Source organism: Methylobacterium sp. Leaf91, from assembly GCF_001422815.1.
In the GTDB taxonomy this organism is placed as follows: Bacteria; Pseudomonadota; Alphaproteobacteria; order Rhizobiales; family Beijerinckiaceae; genus Methylobacterium.
This window is the reverse complement of record NZ_LMMP01000034.1, coordinates 258,684-276,760: the sequence shown is the minus strand read 5'-3', so window position 1 is coordinate 276,760 and position 18,077 is coordinate 258,684. Positions and strand designations below refer to the sequence as shown.

Below are 18,077 nucleotides of genomic sequence, written 5' to 3'. Positions count from 1 at the left end.
GCGACGTGGCTGAAATCCATCCGAGTTCCGTTGTCGAGGATGGAGCCACGATCGGCGAAGGCGTCCGCATCGGCCCCTTCTGTCATGTCGGACCGGATGTGGTTCTGGGCGAAGGCTGCGAACTCATCAGCCATGTCGTCGTGGCCGGGCGAACCGGCATCGGTGCCCGCACCAAGCTCTATCCCTTCGCCTCCATCGGACACCCGCCGCAGGATCTGAAGTTTCGCGGCGAGGTGTCGACGCTGACCATCGGCGCCGATTGCCTGATCCGTGAAGGCGTCACCATGAATCCCGGTACCGCCGGAGGCGGGCTCGAGACGACCGTGGGCGACAAGTGTACTTTTCTCGCCAATTCCCATGTGGGCCACGATTGCCGTGTGGGCGATGGCGTCGTCTTCTCCAATAACGTCATGCTCGCGGGCCATTGCACTGTTGGCGACCACGCGATCCTCGGTGGCGGCGCCGCGGTGATTCAGTTCGCGCGGGTCGGCGCCCATGCTTTCGTCGGCGGTCTCTCCGGACTGGAGAACGATTGCATCCCCTACGGCATGGCGCTCGGCAATCGCGCTTATCTGTCTGGCCTCAACATCATCGGGCTGCAGCGCCGTGGTTTCGCGCGTGAGGACATCCATGCCCTGCGCCGGGCCTATCGCCTGCTCTTCGCCCAGGAGGGCACCTTGATGGAGCGCGTCGAGGACGTGGCGGCGGAGTTCGAGTCGCATCGTGCGGTGGCCGAGATCATCGCTTTCATCCGCGAGGGCGGTAAGCGCTCGATCTGCACCCCGCGTGAGAATTCGGGCTCGGCTTGACCGCCTCTCTCCAGCCGGTGTCCCTCCTCGATCCGCATCTGGAAGAGCGTCTGGTTCTGGTAGCGGGGGCCGGCCGGCTCCCCGAACTGGTCGCCGACTCTCTCGACAGGGCGGGGCGCTCGTTTCGGGTGCTGGCCATTCGCGGCTTTGCCGAACGTCCGATGCGCGCGCGAGCCGACGCCACGGTCGACCTCCTCGACATTGCCGGTGCGCTGGCCATCCTCGAAGCCTGGGGGCCGGCCTGCGTCATACCGGTGGGCGGAGTCTCACGCCCCAATCCGGCGGCGATCCTCAACGCCGCGGCAGCGTTGCGAAACCGCGAGGCGCTCAGAGCCATCTCGGGGGGAGGGGACGACCGGTTGCTACGGGGCGCACTCGTCCTCCTTGAGGATAACGGCCACCGCGTCGTCGGCATCCATGACGTGGCGCCGGACCTCCTGAGCCCGGAGGGGCAACTCGGCCGGCTCGCTCCTGACCTCGCGGCTCAGGCATCCATCGCGACCGGCTGCAATATTCTCGCGGCGCTGGCCGCCCATGATGTCGGCCAGGCCATCGTCGTGGCGGCGCAACGGGCGCTCGCGGTGGAGGGACCCGAGGGAACGGACCGGATGCTCGCCCGTGCGCGCGCCCTCGGCCGCAAGCCCTTCGGATTAGGCTCAGCCCAGCCGGGCACCGTGCTGGTCAAACTCGCCAAGACGGGCCAGGATCTGCGGGTCGACCTGCCGGCCATCGGTCCGCGCACGGTCAAGGCCGCCGCCGCGGCGGGCTGCGCCGGTATCGCCATCCAGGCCGGTTACACCCTCATCATCGACAGGAACGCCACGGTGGCCGAGGCCGACCGCGCGGGACTGTTCCTCATCGGTTTGCGGATCGAGGCATGAATCGCGGCATGACGACCACGCCGTCCAAACGAATCTGGCTCGTCGCCGGCGAGGATTCCGGCGATCAGCTCGGCGCCAAGCTGATGCGGGCGCTATCGGACCTCTCCGATGGGCCTGTGGCGTTCGGTGGGGTCGGTGGCGAGGCCATGGCGGCGCAGGGCTTCGTCTCCCTGTTTCCCCTCGATGACGTGGCGGTGATGGGCTACCTGCCCGTGGCTGCGCGCCTGCGCACGCTCCTGCGCCGCATTCGGCAGACCGTGCGCGACATCGTCGAATCGCGTCCCGACATTCTCGTCATCATCGACAGTCCCGGTTTCACCCACGCCGTGGCCTCACGGGTGCGAAAGCGCCTGCCGAGCCTTCCCATCGTCGATTACGTCTCTCCCAGCGTCTGGGCGTGGAGACCCTGGCGCGCGGCGAAGATGCGGCCTTTCATCGACCACGTCCTGGCGCTCCTGCCCTTCGAGCCGGACGCGCATCGCCGGCTCGGCGGCCCGGACTGTACCTATGTCGGGCATCCCCTCATCGAGCGACTCGCCGAATTGCGCCCGAAAGCCGACGAGGCGGCGGCTCGGGAGGGGACGCCCCCGACCCTCGTGATCCTGCCCGGCTCGCGCCGCTCCGAGATCGAGCGGCTGATGCCGGTCTTCGGTGCCACCCTGGATCTGCTCGTCCAGCGCTACGGGCCGATCGATGCCGTGCTTCCGGCGGTCACGCGCCATCGCGCGATGATCGAGCGCCTGGCCCTGTCCTGGTCGCGGCCGGTGACCATCGTGCACGGAGAGGTGGCGAAATACGCAGCCTTCCGGCGATCTCGTGCCGCTCTGGCGGCTTCGGGCACGGTCACCCTAGAACTCGCTCTCGCCGGCGTGCCGATGGTGGTGGCCTATAAAGTTTCGCGGCTGGAGGAGGCGGTGGCACGGCGGCTCATCCAGGTGCCGACCATCGTGTTGCCGAATCTGATCCTCGGCGAGAATGCCATGCCCGAATTCATCCAGGCCGAATGCACCCCCGGCCGCTTGGGCGAGGCCATGCTCCCGCTTCTCAAGGGCGGCGAGGCTCGTGACGCGCAGGTGCGGTCGCTTCAGCGCATCGACGGGGCGATGCGTCTGGCCGGCGATGACGAACCGAGTCGCAAGGCAGCCAGGATCGTGTTGTCGATGGCGCGCCCGCCCGTCAGCGGATCGTCGTCGGCATAGCCGCTTTGGGTCGCCCGCTTCTCATCACCTCGGAGGCTTGGACGGCGCTGGGCGGTAGGGCCCTCTCGTCCGCCTTGGGCGACGATGACAGCGAGGGCAGGTCCGGGCTTGTAGCGTTTCGTTCGCGTCCGAAAGCGTAGCCTGCATTCACGCCGGCATAGAAGCCAGTGAAATCCTCGGCCTTCGCCAAGCCGCTGAAAGCCAGTTGCAGGCACAAGCTCATCGTCAAGAAGACGGCACGCATCGCTGCTCTCAGCACCTGAAATGTCTCACCGGATCGACGGGCCGGAACCTGTCATCCGGTCGTTCCGACGATGCTGACGACGAAAAACGGCGACCCGAAGGCCGCCGTCATGTCTCTTCGATGATCTCTAAGGGCGCGCGAACGCGACCTTCTGGAGAGGCATCGACGCCGATCAGTAATCGGCGTTGATGCTCTGGGCCTCGCGGCCCTTCTGACCGTCGATCACGCTGAGGGTGACCTGCTGGCCTTCGGCGAGGGACTCGAGCCCAGCGCGCGACAGAGCCGAACGGTGCACGAACACGTCCTTGCCACCGTCATTCACGGAGACGAAGCCGAAGCCCTTGGCCGGATCGTACCACTTCACGGTGCCGCTCATTTCGACCGAGGGTCCGCTGGCGAAACGACCACCGCCGCCGCCGGCTCCGCCACCGCCGCCGAAGCGATCGTTGCCGCCGCCGTAGCCGCCGCCACCGCCGCTGAAGCGGTCACCGCCGCCGAAACCACCGGCGCGGGGTGCAGGCGCACGACGCGGGGGCTCGGCTTCGGCCGTCGACGTATCGACGCTGGTCACGTCCGTCACCTGCGGACCCTTCTGGCCCTGCGCGGTGTGGACGGTCAGGCGCGTGCCGGGGAGGAGGTCGGCATGGCCGGCGGCCTCGACAGCGCGGATGTGAAGGAACGCATCGCCCGAACCGTCAGCCAGTTCGACGAAGCCGAAGCCCTTCTCCTTGTTGAACCACTTGACCGTCGCGTCGCGCTCCGGCCCAGAGGGAGCGGCTGCCGCACGGGCCGGACCGCGATCGAAACCGCCGCCGCCACCGCCGTACCCACCGCCAAAGCCACCGCTCGGGGGTGCCTGATCCGGCCAGCGAGGCTCGGCACCACCCTCATCGAAGCCGCGCTTCTGCGGCCCCCTGAAATCACGACCACGTCCCATCGAAAGCTCGCAAAAACCGTCCGCCGACCATCTGTCATCGAATACCGGGTGCGCGCCGTCCCAGACGGGCGCTTCACCACACTATCATCACTCTCGGCAGCGGTGACCAAGAATAACGCCATAGTCCTGACTGAATCTGGGCTTCATCGCAAGATGCTTGTCGCCCCTCTCGGTAAGGTTCCTCTGATTTCCTGCGGCAGATTACGCAAGCAAGTCGGGGAGAGGTGCCCCGGCGCGCCGGCAGGGCAGTGCGTACAGAATCCCCAAATGTCATGCGGCTGAACGACTTCGCGTCTCGAATTTTTCTCGGTCGCGTTAGGAAAATGCAAATCGATGGCCGTTAAGATGCGCCGAGGCACCTGCGAAAACAGGTGGCCCGGAACCTCTGTCCGATGATCGCTACCCCATCATTTCCGGATCTTTCGGCCCTCGTCGTCGACGAGAGCCTCTATATCCGCCGAATCGTTCGCGACATGCTGATGCGCGTGGGGATCAAACGCGTCCTCGAAGCCCCCGATGGTGCGGAGGCGCTCGGCGTGTTGGCGGAGAGCAAGCCGGACATCACGATCATCGACTGGGATCTGGCGATTCTGTCGGGCGAGGAGTTCATCCGGCTCGCGCGCACCCCCACCACCTCGCCGTCGCCCACCGTGCCGATCATCCTGATGCTGGCTCAGCCCCGCCGCAACGTCGTGGACCGCGCCATCTCCCTCGGAGTCAACGAGATCATCGCCAAGCCTTTCTCACCGAAGACTTTGTGGTCGCGTCTGGACGAAGTCATCAATCGGCCGAGACCGTTCTCCCAGGTGAAGAGCCTCCTGAGGCCTGTCCCCAGAATGTCGGCTGCCGGCAAAGGTCTCTAAGCCGATCATAGATCGAGGCTTTGCACTGACGCCCAAGGCCTGTAGGCTTCCTATCGAATGATGGCCGGCCTATCCGGTGGGGCCACGATCGAGGATTCCGGCAAGGCCGATGAGGGAAGAGAGTGCCGCCATGACGCCGGCCCGCCCCATGGCCGGCACGACTTCACCGAATGCCGCCCCCGCCATGCCGGATACGGGTCGTTCACCGGCGGCGGGATTTCGCCCCGCACGGCGTAACACCTATGCCGCCCTCGACCTGGGGACCAACAATTGCCGCCTGCTGATCGCCGAGCCTGCCTCCCATGGCTTTCGCGTGATCGATGCGTTTTCCCGGATCGTCCGCCTCGGTGAGGGGCTCGGGACGTCCGATCGTCTCAGCGATGCCGCCGTGGAGCGAACGCTGGAGGCTTTGCGGGTCTGCCGCGCCAAGATGGAATCGCGTGGCGTCGCCCGTGCCAAGATCATCGCCACGGAGGCGTGCCGGCTCGCCGTGAACGGGGCCGATTTCGTGGCGCGCGTGCGAGACGAGGTGGGCCTCGACCTCGAGATCGTCGACCGACAGACCGAGGCCTATCTCGCGGTCACCGGTTGTGCGGCCCTGGCCGATCCTTACTCCGAATCGGTCGTCATCTTCGATATCGGCGGCGGGTCCACGGAGATCGCCTGGCTCGATGGCGCGGCCACGAACCCGTCTGCGGACCCCACCTTGCGGATCCGCGCTTGGGATTCGCTTCCCGTCGGCGTCGTCACGCTGGCCGAGCGGCACGGTGCCGCCGACGTGACACGCCTTATGTTCGAGGGCATGGTGGAGGAGGTGGCCGACATGCTGTCGCGCTTCGCCATCCGCGCCGCACCCGCCGCGAATGCCCGGCATTTTCATCTTCTCGGCACCTCGGGAACGGTGACGACCCTTGCCGCCATGCATCTGCGCCTCGCGCGCTACGAGCGCCGCCGCGTCGATGGGCTGTGGATGAGCGATGGCGACGTGAGCGATGCCATCGACGATTTGCTCGACACCCGCCTGGACCAGCGGGCAGACAATCCCTGTATCGGCCGCGATCGTGCCGATCTCGTCCTCGCGGGTTGCGCCATTCTGGAAGCGATCCGCCGGGCATTCCCCTCCGAACGGCTTCGCATCGCCGACCGGGGGCTGCGCGAAGGTCTCTTGATGAACATGATGCGCGAAGACGGCGTCTGGCGCCGCGGAGGCTACCGTTGACCGACAGGCGTGGCGCGGGCGGCGGGTTGCGAGGCGATCTCAAGCAGCGGGTGAAGACGGGGCGCGGCCGCACCGCGTCTCAGAAGCGGTGGCTCGAACGGCAACTCAACGATCCCTACGTGGCGCGGGCCAAGCGCGAGGGCTACCGCTCGCGCGCCGCCTTCAAGCTCCTCGAGATCGACGAGCGTTTCAAGATCCTGAAGCCGAACCAGAAGATCATCGATCTGGGCGCGGCGCCCGGAGGCTGGTCTCAGGTCGCCGCCAAGATCGTCGGGCCGAGCGGCCGGATCGTCGGCATCGACCTTCTCGAAATCGAGCCGATGGTCGGCGTCGAGTTCATCACCCTGGACTTTCTCGATCCCGACGCTCCGAAAAGGCTGATCAATCTCCTCGGCGGTCAGGCTGATATCGTCATGTCCGACATGGCGGCCAACACCACCGGCCACAAGCAGACGGACCATCTGCGCATCATCGGCCTGGCCGAGACCGCCGCGGAATTCGCCCGTGAGGTGCTGGCGCCCGGAGGCACCTATCTCGCCAAGGTCTTCCAGGGTGGAACCGAGGGCACCCTGCTCGCCGACCTGAAGCGCGACTTCACCCTGGTGCGCCACGTGAAGCCGTCGGCGAGCCGTGCCGATTCGAGTGAGCTCTACGTGCTGGCCACCGGGTTTCGCGGGTCGGCGGAAGCCGTCGAGGACGACGCCTGATATCTGGCGGCGGGGAGTGGGCTCATGGTTGTCCGCTCATCCGCCGAACCGGCTGATCGCGATCGGCCGGGATCAGCGCCGCTCAGTACGAGGCGTCGCGGCTAAAGACCCGGCGGGATCAGGATCGGGTAGCATCGCGCTCCGGCGCCCGCCGCCAGAACCTCGACGGCGCCCACGGTGGAGGTATCTCCCGCCACATGCACGACATCGGTGGTCTTCAGGCCACTGAGATGCGCCGTGAGGGGACCGGGACGCACGTCCGGAGGCCGCTGCCTCATCCTATCGGCGACGAGGGTGATCCGCGACACACCCGTGGCCTTGAGCCAATCGAGCGACGGACGCATGTACAGGTCGAGGGGATCGCTGGCACCGATCACCACCACGATCTCGCGGTTGGGCTCGATGTAGCGCGCTGCCCTGGCAATCGACCAGATCGGGGCGAAGCCCGTCTCCCGGCCCACCAGCAGCAGTCGGCCGCCGCCGGGGCGATAATAGCCGCGTCCGACCGGCCCCTTGATCTTGACCGGATGTCCGAGAAGGATTTCCTCGCCGAGGGCGTGAGTGACCGCGTTGCACGCATGTCCGAGGCGGAGGTGGAAGACGAGCTCGTTGAGCTCCGTCGTACCGTCGAGGCGCAGGGTCGGGCTCACGTCGATCGGCTCGAAGCCTTCGAACGTGGCGGTCACCTGGTGACCGGGCTCGAGATCGAGTCGGCGCGTGATCGTGACGACGACCTCGATCACATGGGCGCCGAGCGGCGCGATCTGCGTGACCGTGCCGACCCGACGCGCCTGCGCGGCCGGCTTCACTTCGGCGAAGACGAGGCTTTCACCCGCCTTGGAGGGGCGGAGTGAAGAGAGCTTGACGGGTTCGGCACGGTGCAGACGGGCCTGCGCCCGGCGCGGCGAAGGGTTGGAACCCTGTCCGAGAAGATGGGAACCGTGCAGACCGGTCGTGGGGGCGATGACGCCGTCGGCAAGGGCGGCTTCGAGCGGCGTATCGCCGGTCGAGACCCGCACGGCCTTGCCGTTGACGACAAGCGAGCAGCGCGCGCTCATGGTCGAGCCTCGGAGGATGAGAGAAGTCGAAAGGAGGCCGGTGTCGGGTGACGTGCGCCGGCCGATGGCGGAAACCTCAACGAGGTCCGTCGAGAAGCTTGTCTACGAGGGCGGCCCAGCGGTCGCGCACGGCACGGGCTTCCGGCGACAGCGGCTCCGGTCCGGCAAGGCGTTCGACGCTGGCGCGGATGCCGGCGTTCTCTTCCCGCTCGGCCCGCAGCACCGCCTTCATCACCAGGATCTCTGAACGCAGCCGCGCCAGATCGGTGTCGAGAGCGATCTCTTCGACCGCCTCCACTACCGGCTCGGCTGGCAAAGCCACCGGGGAGGCGTCCGCGCGCTTCGGGGTGGCGCCGGTGCGGATCGGCCGGGCCATCAGACGCCTGACGATATCCGAGCCGAAATCCTCGCCGTGACCGAATTCGTTGCCTAATCGCAATGCCGCTTCGGCCATCACGCCCGCCTCCTGACGAACGGCAGGTCATGCCGCGCCGTTCGATCCATCTCGATCGTGACGATGCGCGATCATGGTTAAGGGACGTTTAATTCAACCGTGACGGTTTGGCGATCAGGCCGCTTCCGGCGCCGCGCCGACCAATTGGCGGGCCTGAAGCATCGACATCGGATCGCCGAATGCCGTCCCCTGGGCGTATTCGCAACCGAACTCGGCCAGGGTCTGCGCGTCGGATTCGTTCTCAGCCCCATCAGCGATGATGGCGAGGCCGAGTTCCTGGGCCATCTTCACGATGGAGCGCAGCATGACCGATTGCCCGCCCGCCATCTGGCGCACGAATGTCGGGTCGATCTTGATCGTGTCGAACGGGAACCGCTGGAGATAGGACAGGGCCGAGTAACCGGTGCCGAAATCGTCCAGCGACAGGCCGGCGCCGAGTTCGTGGATGCGGCTCAGCATCTGGGCCGCATATTCCGGGTTCTCCATCACCAGACCCTCGCCGAATTCGAGCTTGAGCGAACCGGGAAGGACGCCCGACCGGGCCATGATCGTCTTCACGTCATGAAGCAGGTCGTGTCGGAGGATCTGCCGCGAGGACACGTTCACGCAGGCGAAGATCGGGGGATCGACATCGAGTGATCGCTGCCAGGCCGCGAGTTCGAGGGCGGTGCGCTCCAACGCGAAGATGCCCAGCGTGACGACGAAGCCGCTCTCCTCCGCGATCGGCATGAAGGTGGAGGAGGGGATACGGCCGAGCTTGGCGTGATCCCAGCGCAGGACCGTCTCGAAACCCGCCACCGTGCGGTCCTCGAGGCGGACGACGGGCTGGAACAGCACCTTCATTTCGTTGCGCTCGATCGCCCGCTGCAGGTCGGCTTCGAGCATCAGCCGGTCGCTGCGCTCGTTGCGCATGGAGGCACGGAACACTTCGGTGCGGTCGCCGCCGTTGCGCTTGGCCTGGATCATGGCGATCTCGGCGTTCTTGAACACGTCTTCGCGTTTGAGGGCAGTTCCGACCTCATGCAGGACGATCCCTACCGAGACCGTAAGGAAGATCTCGCGGTCGGCATAGGTGATGGGCGTGGCGATCGCCCGGCGGATCATGTCCGTGAAGGCGATGATGCGGTCGGGCTCCCGCTCCGACAGCAGGATCAAACCGAATTCATCCCCGGCGATGCGGGCCAAGGTATCCTGAGGGCGCAGCAGCCGGCCGAGACGGCGCGACAGGGTGAGCAGGATCGAATCGCCAGCCGAGAGGCCGATGGCATCGTTGATCGCCTTGAACCGGTCGACGTCGAGGAGGATCGTCGTCGGCTTCAGGCGCGCATCCTGACTCGCGAAGGCGAGGGCGGCGTCGAGGCGGTCGTTGAACAATTCGCGGTTGGGCAGGCCGGTGAGGCTGTCATGGATCGCGTCGTAGAGCAGGCGCTCCTCGGCCGTCTTCACTTCGGTAACGTCCGAGATGGTGCCGACGATGCGAATGACTTCGCCGTCCGGCCCGATCACCGGCCGGGCCTTCAGCCGGTACCAGACATAGAGGCCTTCCGTGGAGCGGAGGCGGAAATCGTGAACGATGCGACCGCGCCGCTCTTCGATCACCGTGTCCAGCGCCGTCGAATAGCGGTCCACGTCGAAGGGATGGACAAGGCCGAGCCAGTTCGAGGCCGGGCCTTCCAGGGTGCCGCGCTTCAGGCCGAGCTGGCTCTCGATCTCCTGGCCGGCGAAGACCCGGTCTCCCGGGACATCCCAATCGAACACCACATCGCCGGCGCCCGTCAGGGCCAAAGCGCGGCGCTCTGTGTCGGAGACCAGGGAATGGGTCATCCCGCCCCCGGTGAAGGCGTGCTGCATCACCGTGAAGCCGATGAGCATGACGATCAGAACGAGACCGCCGATCAGGGCCGGTTGGACGAGGTCGCTGCCGATCTGTCCGGTGATGGCGAAGCCCGCAGCCACGACCCAGACGAGAAGGAGGAACCAGGTCGGTACGAGAAGGATCGCGCGGTCGTAGCCGTTATGAATGGCGAGATAGACGATCAGCAGCAGGCCGACACCGGCGACGGCGGCGATGGAGATGCGGGCGACGCCGGCCGCGACCGGCGGATCGAAGACCGCAAGGCCGACGAGGCCGGCGAGAAAGGCGAGCCAGAAGAACGCCACGTGGCCGTAGCGTACATGCCAGCGGCTGAGGTTGAGATAGGCGAACAGGAAGACGAGGAGCGTCGCGCCGAGCACGGCCTCGGCTGATGCGCGATAGACCCGCTCGGCCACCTCGGTGACGGGGAAGACCCGTTGCAGAAAGCCAAAGTCGATACAGGCATAGGCGAGAACGGCCCAGGCCAAAGCCGCGGCCGCCGGAAAGATGATCGCACCCTTCACCACGAAGATGATCGTGAGGAACAGGGCGAGAAGGCCGGCAATACCGATGATGATGCCCTTGTAGAGCGTCAGGCCGGTGGATTTCTTGCGGTAGGCTTCCTGGTCCCAGAGATAGACCTGCGGCACGTTCGGCCCATGCAGCTCGGCCACGAAGGTCACGGTCGCGCCGGGATCGAGGGTGATGACGAACTGGTCGGCTTCCGGGTTCTCGTCGCGTTCGGGCCGGATGCCCTGGCTCGCCGTGATCGCGGCGATGCGCGAGCCTCCCAGATCCGGCCAGATCACCCCCGACCCGACGAGACGGAAATGCGGGGCCACGAGAACCCGGTCGATCTGCTCGTCGGTGTCGTTGGTGAGCGCGAACACCATCCAGTCCGGTCGTGCGCCGCTATCGCGAGCCTTCACCACGATGCGGCGGACGATGCCGTCCTTGCCGGGAGCGGTGGAGATCTGGATCAGGTCGCCATCGGAGCGGTAGCGCTCGATCATCGGCGTCAGGTCGATGGCCGGAGCGTCGAGGGTCACCCGCACGGCTTCCACGGCCGAAGCCGGCGCTCCCGTTGCCAGGATGCCGATCAGCAGGGAGACGAAAACGTTGAGGACGTAGAGGGATCTGCGCAACGGGCGAGTGTTCCGGCCGGGCGGGCACTGATGAGGAATACGGCTCAGCTTGTAGCCCAGTCGTACCGGCGGGGGGGTCCACGGACAAGGCGAGCGGTCTGCCTCGCATTGCGGCACCCACTGCTTCTTGGCGTAGCGCCGAGGAGGATGGGATCGCGCTCCTTTGCGGCCAAAACAAGCCGGTAACGCTTCACGATGGTGGAGCTTCACCGCCAAAATGCTGCGCGCGGCGGCATTGACGGGGCAGGACCCATTCCGACCAGGAACTTTCCGTTTTCCTGGTCCCGGTCCGGCGCATCCGCGTCGAACCGGGAACGCTGCTCAGCTTGCCTGAAGCACGCCCCTCATCTTCTCCAGGGACGGAAGCTTCTTGATCGGCCCGATCGCCGCCAGCGTCGGAGCGCCCGAGAGCAGACGCAGACCCGCCGCCCTCACATCGTCCACGGTGACGGCGTCGATCTTGGCGATGACCTCCGGCGGCGGGATCACCCGGCCCCAGGCCAGCATCTGGCGGGCATTGCGTTCGATCCGACCGCCGGGGGTCTCCAGGGCCGACAGCAAAGCCACCTTCACCTGGGCCTTGGCGCGGGCGACCTCGACCGAATCCGCGTCACGCGCCGCCTTCGCCGTGGCGGCCAGGGTCACGTCGACGAGTTCGGCGAGATCCGAGCCGGACGTGCCGGCGCCGATACCGAACAGGCCGCAATCGACGAAGGACCAGTGGAACGCCTGGATCTCGTAGGCCAGGCCGCGGGTCTCGCGCACCTCGTGCCAGAGCCGTGAGGTGAGACCGCCGCCAAGCACCTGCGCGAACATGTGAAGGGCGTAATAGCCTTCGTCGCGAAAGGAGAGGCCGGGCAGGCCCAGCACGAGATTGGCCTGTTCGAGCTTTTTCTGGATCCGCTTTTCGCCGCCGACATAGGTGCCGGGGACCATTTCCGGGGCGACCGTCGCCGGCATCCCGCCGAAATGGTGCTCGGCCGCCTCGACGATGGCCTCGTGGGAGATGGCGCCCGCTGCGGCTACGACGATGCGGTCCGGGGTGTATTCGCGGGCGAGATAGGCTTCGATGGCGTCGCGGTCGAAGCTCGCGATGGTCTGCGGCGTGCCGATGATCGGACGGCCGATCGGCTGATCCGGGAAAGCCGCCGCGGTGAAGGCCTCGTAGACCACGTCGTCCGGCGTATCCTCGATGGCGGCGTATTCCTGGAGGATCACCCCCTTCTCGCGGGCGAGCTCGCCAGCGTCGAAGACCGATCGCGTGAGGATGTCGCCGATCACGTCGAGGGCGACGCCGGCATCCTCGCCGAGCACGCGCGCGGTGTAGCTGGTTCCTTCAGCGCTGGTGGCGGCATTGATGTCGCCGCCGACATTCTCGATGTCCTCGGCGATCCGGCGGGCGGAGCGGGTCTCGGTTCCCTTGAACGCCATATGCTCGATGAGATGGCTGAGGCCGCCCTCATCGGCCCGCTCGTGGCGCGATCCGGCGCCCACCCAGACTCCCAGTGTCGCGGTCGCGACACCCGGCATCGTCTCCGTGGTCACGGTGATGCCGTTGGAGAGGCGGGATACTTTCAGGCCGGGAGAGGCGCCATGGGTCGCGAAATGCTGGTTCATGCTGTCTCAGTTCCCGGCCGTGATGCGTGAATGTGCGCGGATGAAGGCTTCCACCGCCGCCTGGTCGTTGGCGACGCGGTCGAAGCGCTCCTTCCGATCCAGCAGGTCGGCGAGATGCGGCGGCAGCACGGGGCGAAGGCCGCCCGTCGCCTGGGAGACCGCATCCGGAAACTTGGCTGGGTGTGCGGTGGCCAGGGCGACGACGGGTGTCTTCGCATCCTTCTCGAGAAGGCGGCGGCCGGCATGAACGCCGATGGCGGTGTGCGGGTCGATGACCATGCCGATCTCCCGATGCACCCGTGCGATCTCGGCGATGACGGCCTCTTCGGGGACCGAGGCCGCGTCGAACTCGTCGCGGACGGCTTTGAGTACCGTCTCGTCGAGATGGAAACCGCCCGATTGCTTCAATCCCGCCATCAGCCGCGACAGGCTCGACGCATCGCGGCCCAGGGCCTCGAACAGAAGCCGCTCGAAATTCGACGAGATCTGGATGTCCATGGAGGGCGAGGTGGTCGGCTGAACACCGCGAACCTCGTAGGCACCGTGTTCCAGGGTGCGGGCCAGGATGTCGTTGGCGTTGGTGCCGATCATCAGGCGTTCGATGGGCAGGCCCATGCGCTTGGCGACCCACCCGGCGAGGATGTCGCCGAAATTGCCTGTCGGCACCGCGAAGGAGACGGGGCGGTGCGGGGCGCCCAGGGCCACGGCGCTGGTGAAGTAATAGACCGCCTGCGCGGCGACCCGCGCCCAATTGATCGAGTTGACGCCGGAGAGCCGCAGCTCATCGGCGAAATCCGCGTGCTGGAACAGCGCTTTGACGATGTTCTGGCAATCGTCGAAATTACCGTCGATGGCGATGGCGTGGACATTGTCCGCCCCCACCGAGGTCATCTGGCGGCGCTGCACCTCGGAGACGCGGCCATAGGGAAACAGGATGAAGATATCGACCTGATCGAGCCCGCGGAAAGCCTCGACGGCGGCGCTGCCGGTATCGCCCGAGGTGGCGCCGACGATGGTGGCGCGCGAGCCGCGGGACCGCAGGACGTGGTCCATCAACCGGCCGAGAAGCTGCATCGCCACGTCCTTGAACGCCAGCGTCGGACCGTGGAAGAGCTCCAGCAGAAACAGGTTGTCGTCGAGCTGCACCAGCGGGCACACCGCCGGGTGGCGGAACGTGGCGTAGGATTCCTCGATCATCCGGTCGAGATCGGCATCCGCGATCTCGCCGTCGATCAGCGGCCGCAGGACGAGCTTGGCCGCATCGGCATAACGCTGTCCCGCCAGTCCGGCGATCGCGTCACGGGAAATCTGCGGCCAGCTCTCGGGCAGGTACAAACCGCCGTCGCGGGCGAGACCGGCGAGGAGAGCATCGGAAAAGCTGAGGGGCGCCGCGGCGCCGCGGGTCGAAACGTGTAGCAAAGGGGCCTCCGGGAAGGGCGCCGGTCTACACGATGTGGGTCGGTCTGTCGAAAGCGGGAAATTGCCGCCTGCGCGAAGAGAGTCTGCGGGCCCGCGACGGGGACGCCGAGGAACGGGATCGATCGGCGCGTCCGAACCTCATCCAGAAACCGCTCGACCCGCGCCTTCGTTCGGCGCCGAGGTATCTCGACCGGTTCATCCCCCTACGCGGCGCTGCCCGGCGCCTTGACGAGGCGGCATCCGCTGATCCGCCAATCGCCGTCGCTCTGCTTCTCGAGACTATAGAGCGCCATCCAGTCGATGCCGTTTTCGTCCTGCAGCTTGACGCCGAGGGCGATCCCATCCTCGCCACTCTCTTCCACACGATCGATGCTGAAGCTGCGGGCGCGGTAGACGGCGGCGTATCCCTTCCGCACCATCTCGATGAATGTCTCGGGCGAGGTGAACATCCCTTGGATCGACGGGGCGGCCTGGGCATAGGCCGTCGCCGCGTCGTCTTTGCGGAACGCCTCGATCTGCCGCTCCACCGCCGCCCGAGCTTTCAGCTTCGCCGCTTCGTCGGCGGCATGGGCCGGCGAGGCCGAATGGATCGCGGCCAGAGACAGGAAACCGATCAGCAGGGAGGAGACAGCACGCATGGATCACACTCCGCAATCGGGGCGACCCTATGCAGGATAGCGCGGCGCTTGCCGCCGGCAAGAGCGGTCAATCATCGGCGACGAAGCGCCAGCGCTAGCGGGCCGCGTTCGCTGCCGTATCGTCCCCCATGTCGGAGAGACGTTTCCAGGCGAAGACGCCGAAGACGCCGACGAGGCAGGCCGCGATGCCGAACCACGTGAAGGCGTATTGCATGTGGTTGTTGGGAAGATCGACCCGGAGCTGTCCCCCCTTCGGCCAGCCGCCGGGATTGGGCGTGGCATCGGCCTCGATGAGGTAGGGCATCACGGTCAGCCCCCGAGCCGCAGCGATGCCGTCGATGTCGCGATGGAACCACTCGCCCTTGGCGGGCTCCGGCGGCGGAACGAACATGGTGCGGGTCTCCGGACCGCGCAGCATACCGGTGATCGTCGTCGATCCGGCGATCTGCCCTGATGGGCGCCGTGCCGGGCTTTTCAATTCGGTGGGGACGAAGCCACGGTTGATGATGACGAGACTTCCATCATCGTCCCGCTTCAGTGGCGTCAGTACGTAAAAACCCTGCAGGGCATTGCCGGGTACGGCTCCCGCCGCGAGACCGTGGACCAACGTCTCCTGGTCGTTGAGCAACGTTCCGGTCACCCGCACGCGCTTGAACTCATCCCGCGCCAGGTCCCAATCCCCGCGCGCCGGGAGAGGCGCGGGAGGCTCGACACGCGAACGGGCCACGATGCGGCCGATCAGGGCTTCCTTCTCGCCCTTCCGCTGCAACTGCCAGATTCCAAGGCTCAGCAGAATGGCGAGGCAGATCAGCGAGACGATGCCCGGGGCGAGCAGCGACCGCAGGGCACCGGGACGAACTTCCGTCGACATCAGCGAAAGCGCCCCTCCTCGGCTTTATTGGCGAACTGCAAGGCGGCCAGCATCCCCTTCAACGGTCGCACAAGCAGCAGGCTGAGTCCGACCGAGAGGGTGATGGCCACGGAGGCATGGACCCAGATCGGCGGTTCGAAGGTGATTTCGAGCCAAAGCGCCAGCCCGACGACGACGATGCCGACGATGGACATGACGAAGAAGGCCGGCCCGTCGCCGGCATTGAAGGTCGAGTAGTCGAGACCGCAGACCTGGCAGGACGGTTTGAAGGTCAGGAATCCGTCGAACATCGCACCCTCGCCGCAGCGGGGGCAGCGGCAACGCAATCCGGTCGGGATGGGAGGCGGTAGCGGCCGCTGCTGATTCACGATGCATGCTCCTCGGCGACGGACATGTCTGTCCTCTGCCGCATATGGGAAACCGAACGATCCATCGCACGAAAAAGGGCGGCTCGCGCCGCCCTGTTTCTCATACCTGTGTCGCTTCGCCGTACCGTTCGGCCGTGATCGGGCCGACGCCTCAGTGAGCCGCCGTGCCGGCGCCCCAGACGTAGATCGAGGCGAACAAGAACAGCCAGACCACGTCGACGAAGTGCCAGTACCAAGCGGCGAACTCGAAACCGAGATGCTGCTGGACCGTGAATTGGCCGAGATAGACCCGGTAAAGGCAGATCGCGAGGAAGATCGTCCCAATGATGACGTGCGCGCCGTGGAAGCCCGTCGCCATGAAGAAGGTGGCCGAGTAGATGCTGCCAGAGAAGCCGAAATGCGCGTGGCTGTACTCATAGGCTTGGCAGGCCGTGAACAGCACGCCAAGGATGATCGTGAGCCACAGGCCGTATTTCAGACCCTTGCGGTCGTTGTTCAGCAGGGCGTGGTGAGCCCAGGTGATGGTGGTGCCCGAGGTCAGTAGAATCAGGGTGTTGAGCAGCGGCAGATGCCAGGGATCGAACGCCTCGATACCCTTCGGCGGCCAGGTTCCGCCCGTGAAGTCCAGGCGCGTGGTCTGGATCGGGTCGGCCGTGTAGAGGGCGGCCTCGAAATAGGCCCAGAACCAGGCGGCGAAGAACATCACCTCGGAGGCGATGAACATGATCATGCCGTAGCGGTGGTGAAGCTGCACGACGCGGGTGTGGTCGCCGGCATTCGCCTCGTGGACGACGTCACGCCACCAGGCGAACATCACGTAGAGCACGCCGATCGTTCCGGCGCCGAAGATGTAGGGACCGGGGCTGAGCGTGCCGATCTGAAGGCTCTTCATCCAGAACACGGCGCCGAACGCCATGAGGAAGCCGGAGAAGGCACCCAACAGCGGCCAAGGGCTCGGGCTCAAGATATGGAAGTCGTGATTCTTGGCGTGCGCCTCGGCCATCTTAACTCTTCTCCTCACCCCGGGCCCAATGCCGCGAACGGCTCTGACCTTCTGAACGTTCGGCTACACCGGAACCCTTAATCGGGACGGCGCAGTGTTGTCACGCTTGAGACCTCAAAAATCTGGCGCGTCGAAAACGCGTCCCGCCAAAATTTTTGATGGCCTCAGAAATTGGTTTTCGCATTCTTGCCGTCCGTCGTCGCGAGCGCGGCCGAGGGCTGGCCATTCTTCGACGCGAAATACGTGTAGGAGAGCGTGAGCTCCTGAAGGTGGGCGGTGTTCGAGTCGGCTCTCACGGCCGGATCGATGTAGAACACTACCGGGAAATCCATCGTCTCCCCGGGCTGGAGCGTCTGCTCGTTGAAGCAGAAGCATTGGATCTTCACGAAGAAGCTCCCCATCAGTCCCGGCTGGACGTTGTAGGTCGCGATCCCCGTCGAGGGGGTCGTCCCCGTATTCTTGACCCGGAAGAACACGGTCTTCGTCTCGCCGAGGCGAACTTCGATCTTCGGCGTCTCGGCGACGAAGCGCCAAGGCAGGGTCGACGCGACGTTTGTATCGAGATGGACGACCATGCTGTCATCCGTGGCGACCTGCGTCGATGCGAGCCCGACGCGAGGCGTGCCGTCAAAGCCGGTGGCCTTGCAGAACATGTCGTAGAGCGGCGCCGAGGCGAAGGCCAAGCCGATCATGCCCACCGCCAGACCCGCGCAGGCGAGGGCCGTGACCGAGGCCTTGCGGTTCGGATTGCCGCTTCGCGGGCTTTTCACGTCGGTCATGATGACGTCCG

Annotated in this window: 18 protein-coding genes; 6 read left to right on the top strand and 12 right to left on the bottom strand. The window is 66.1% G+C overall.

The annotated features are described in order from the left end of the window. Window positions 1-5 precede the first annotated feature (5 nt). The 3 genes from lpxA to lpxB are packed head-to-tail and all read left to right on the top strand — an operon-like array spanning window position 6 to window position 2,889. A complete protein-coding gene (gene lpxA, locus ASF32_RS18145) occupies window positions 6-809 on the top strand; it encodes an acyl-ACP--UDP-N-acetylglucosamine O-acyltransferase (protein WP_056431615.1) in 804 nt (267 codons plus the stop codon). Beyond that, entirely contained in the window at window positions 806-1,690 is an 885-nt protein-coding gene (gene lpxI / locus ASF32_RS18140) for a UDP-2,3-diacylglucosamine diphosphatase LpxI (protein ID WP_200919175.1), read from the top strand. Before lpxA ends, lpxI begins: the two co-directional genes overlap by 4 nt. A gap of 8 nt (window positions 1,691-1,698) precedes the next feature. Further along, window positions 1,699-2,889 (top strand): lipid-A-disaccharide synthase, encoded by a 1,191-nt coding sequence (gene lpxB / locus ASF32_RS18135; RefSeq protein WP_056431610.1) that lies wholly within the window; start codon window positions 1,699-1,701, stop codon window positions 2,887-2,889. Here lpxB and ASF32_RS18130 read toward each other — a convergent pair. Beyond that, window positions 2,867-3,133, bottom strand: a complete 267-nt coding sequence (locus ASF32_RS18130; protein WP_056431481.1) for a hypothetical protein — start codon at window positions 3,131-3,133, stop codon at window positions 2,867-2,869. The genes lpxB and ASF32_RS18130 overlap by 23 nt on opposite strands. A gap of 172 nt (window positions 3,134-3,305) precedes the next feature. Beyond that, the gene (locus ASF32_RS18125; RefSeq protein WP_056431479.1) at window positions 3,306-4,070 is read right to left on the bottom strand and encodes a cold-shock protein; all 765 of its coding nucleotides are present in this window, start codon (window positions 4,068-4,070) and stop codon (window positions 3,306-3,308) included. 392 nt (window positions 4,071-4,462) lie between these two features. Here ASF32_RS18125 and ASF32_RS18120 point away from each other — a divergent pair, with 392 nt between their 5' ends. The 3 genes from ASF32_RS18120 to ASF32_RS18110 all read left to right on the top strand — a co-directional run bounded on the left by ASF32_RS18120 (window position 4,463) and on the right by ASF32_RS18110 (window position 6,859). Then, on the top strand, window positions 4,463-4,933 hold the full coding sequence (locus tag ASF32_RS18120) for a response regulator (RefSeq protein WP_056431476.1): 471 nt from the start codon (window positions 4,463-4,465) through the stop codon (window positions 4,931-4,933). Between the two features lie 109 nt (window positions 4,934-5,042). Beyond that, window positions 5,043-6,152, top strand: a complete 1,110-nt coding sequence (locus ASF32_RS18115) for a Ppx/GppA phosphatase family protein (RefSeq protein WP_056431473.1) — start codon at window positions 5,043-5,045, stop codon at window positions 6,150-6,152. Then, a complete protein-coding gene (locus ASF32_RS18110; RefSeq protein ID WP_056431470.1) occupies window positions 6,149-6,859 on the top strand; it encodes an RlmE family RNA methyltransferase in 711 nt (236 codons plus the stop codon). The genes ASF32_RS18115 and ASF32_RS18110 overlap by 4 nt, the downstream gene beginning before the upstream one ends. 101 nt (window positions 6,860-6,960) lie before the next feature. On the opposite strand, the gene ASF32_RS18105 is transcribed toward ASF32_RS18110, so the two are convergent. The 10 genes from ASF32_RS18105 to ASF32_RS18060 all read right to left on the bottom strand — a co-directional run bounded on the left by ASF32_RS18105 (window position 6,961) and on the right by ASF32_RS18060 (window position 18,066). Then, window positions 6,961-7,917 carry a hypothetical protein gene (locus ASF32_RS18105; RefSeq protein ID WP_056431466.1) on the bottom strand — a complete coding sequence of 319 codons (957 nt, stop codon included), beginning with the start codon at window positions 7,915-7,917 and terminating at the stop codon, window positions 6,961-6,963. 76 nt (window positions 7,918-7,993) lie between these two features. Beyond that, on the bottom strand, window positions 7,994-8,371 hold the full coding sequence (locus ASF32_RS18100; protein ID WP_056431462.1) for a hypothetical protein: 378 nt from the start codon (window positions 8,369-8,371) through the stop codon (window positions 7,994-7,996). A gap of 114 nt (window positions 8,372-8,485) precedes the next feature. Beyond that, window positions 8,486-11,371, bottom strand: coding sequence for an EAL domain-containing protein (locus ASF32_RS18095; RefSeq protein WP_056431459.1), 2,886 nt, complete (start codon window positions 11,369-11,371; stop codon window positions 8,486-8,488). A 321-nt stretch (window positions 11,372-11,692) separates the two neighbouring features. Then, window positions 11,693-12,988 carry a pitrilysin family protein gene (locus ASF32_RS18090; RefSeq protein ID WP_056431456.1) on the bottom strand — a complete coding sequence of 432 codons (1,296 nt, stop codon included), beginning with the start codon at window positions 12,986-12,988 and terminating at the stop codon, window positions 11,693-11,695. Between the two features lie 6 nt (window positions 12,989-12,994). Next, the gene (gene thrC, locus ASF32_RS18085; protein ID WP_056431453.1) at window positions 12,995-14,407 is read right to left on the bottom strand and encodes a threonine synthase; all 1,413 of its coding nucleotides are present in this window, start codon (window positions 14,405-14,407) and stop codon (window positions 12,995-12,997) included. A gap of 203 nt (window positions 14,408-14,610) precedes the next feature. Further along, the gene (locus ASF32_RS18080) at window positions 14,611-15,045 is read right to left on the bottom strand and encodes a DUF4864 domain-containing protein (RefSeq protein WP_056431450.1); all 435 of its coding nucleotides are present in this window, start codon (window positions 15,043-15,045) and stop codon (window positions 14,611-14,613) included. A 94-nt stretch (window positions 15,046-15,139) separates the two neighbouring features. Then, window positions 15,140-15,916, bottom strand: coding sequence for an SURF1 family protein (locus ASF32_RS18075; protein WP_056431447.1), 777 nt, complete (start codon window positions 15,914-15,916; stop codon window positions 15,140-15,142). Further along, window positions 15,916-16,284 carry a DUF983 domain-containing protein gene (locus ASF32_RS18070; protein WP_056431444.1) on the bottom strand — a complete coding sequence of 123 codons (369 nt, stop codon included), beginning with the start codon at window positions 16,282-16,284 and terminating at the stop codon, window positions 15,916-15,918. Before ASF32_RS18070 ends, ASF32_RS18075 begins: the two co-directional genes overlap by 1 nt. Window positions 16,285-16,435: 151 nt before the next feature. Further along, a complete protein-coding gene (locus ASF32_RS18065) occupies window positions 16,436-17,287 on the bottom strand; it encodes a cytochrome c oxidase subunit 3 (RefSeq protein WP_056431442.1) in 852 nt (283 codons plus the stop codon). Between the two features lie 164 nt (window positions 17,288-17,451). After that, window positions 17,452-18,066 (bottom strand): cytochrome c oxidase assembly protein, encoded by a 615-nt coding sequence (locus tag ASF32_RS18060; protein ID WP_056431440.1) that lies wholly within the window; start codon window positions 18,064-18,066, stop codon window positions 17,452-17,454. Window positions 18,067-18,077 lie beyond the last annotated feature (11 nt).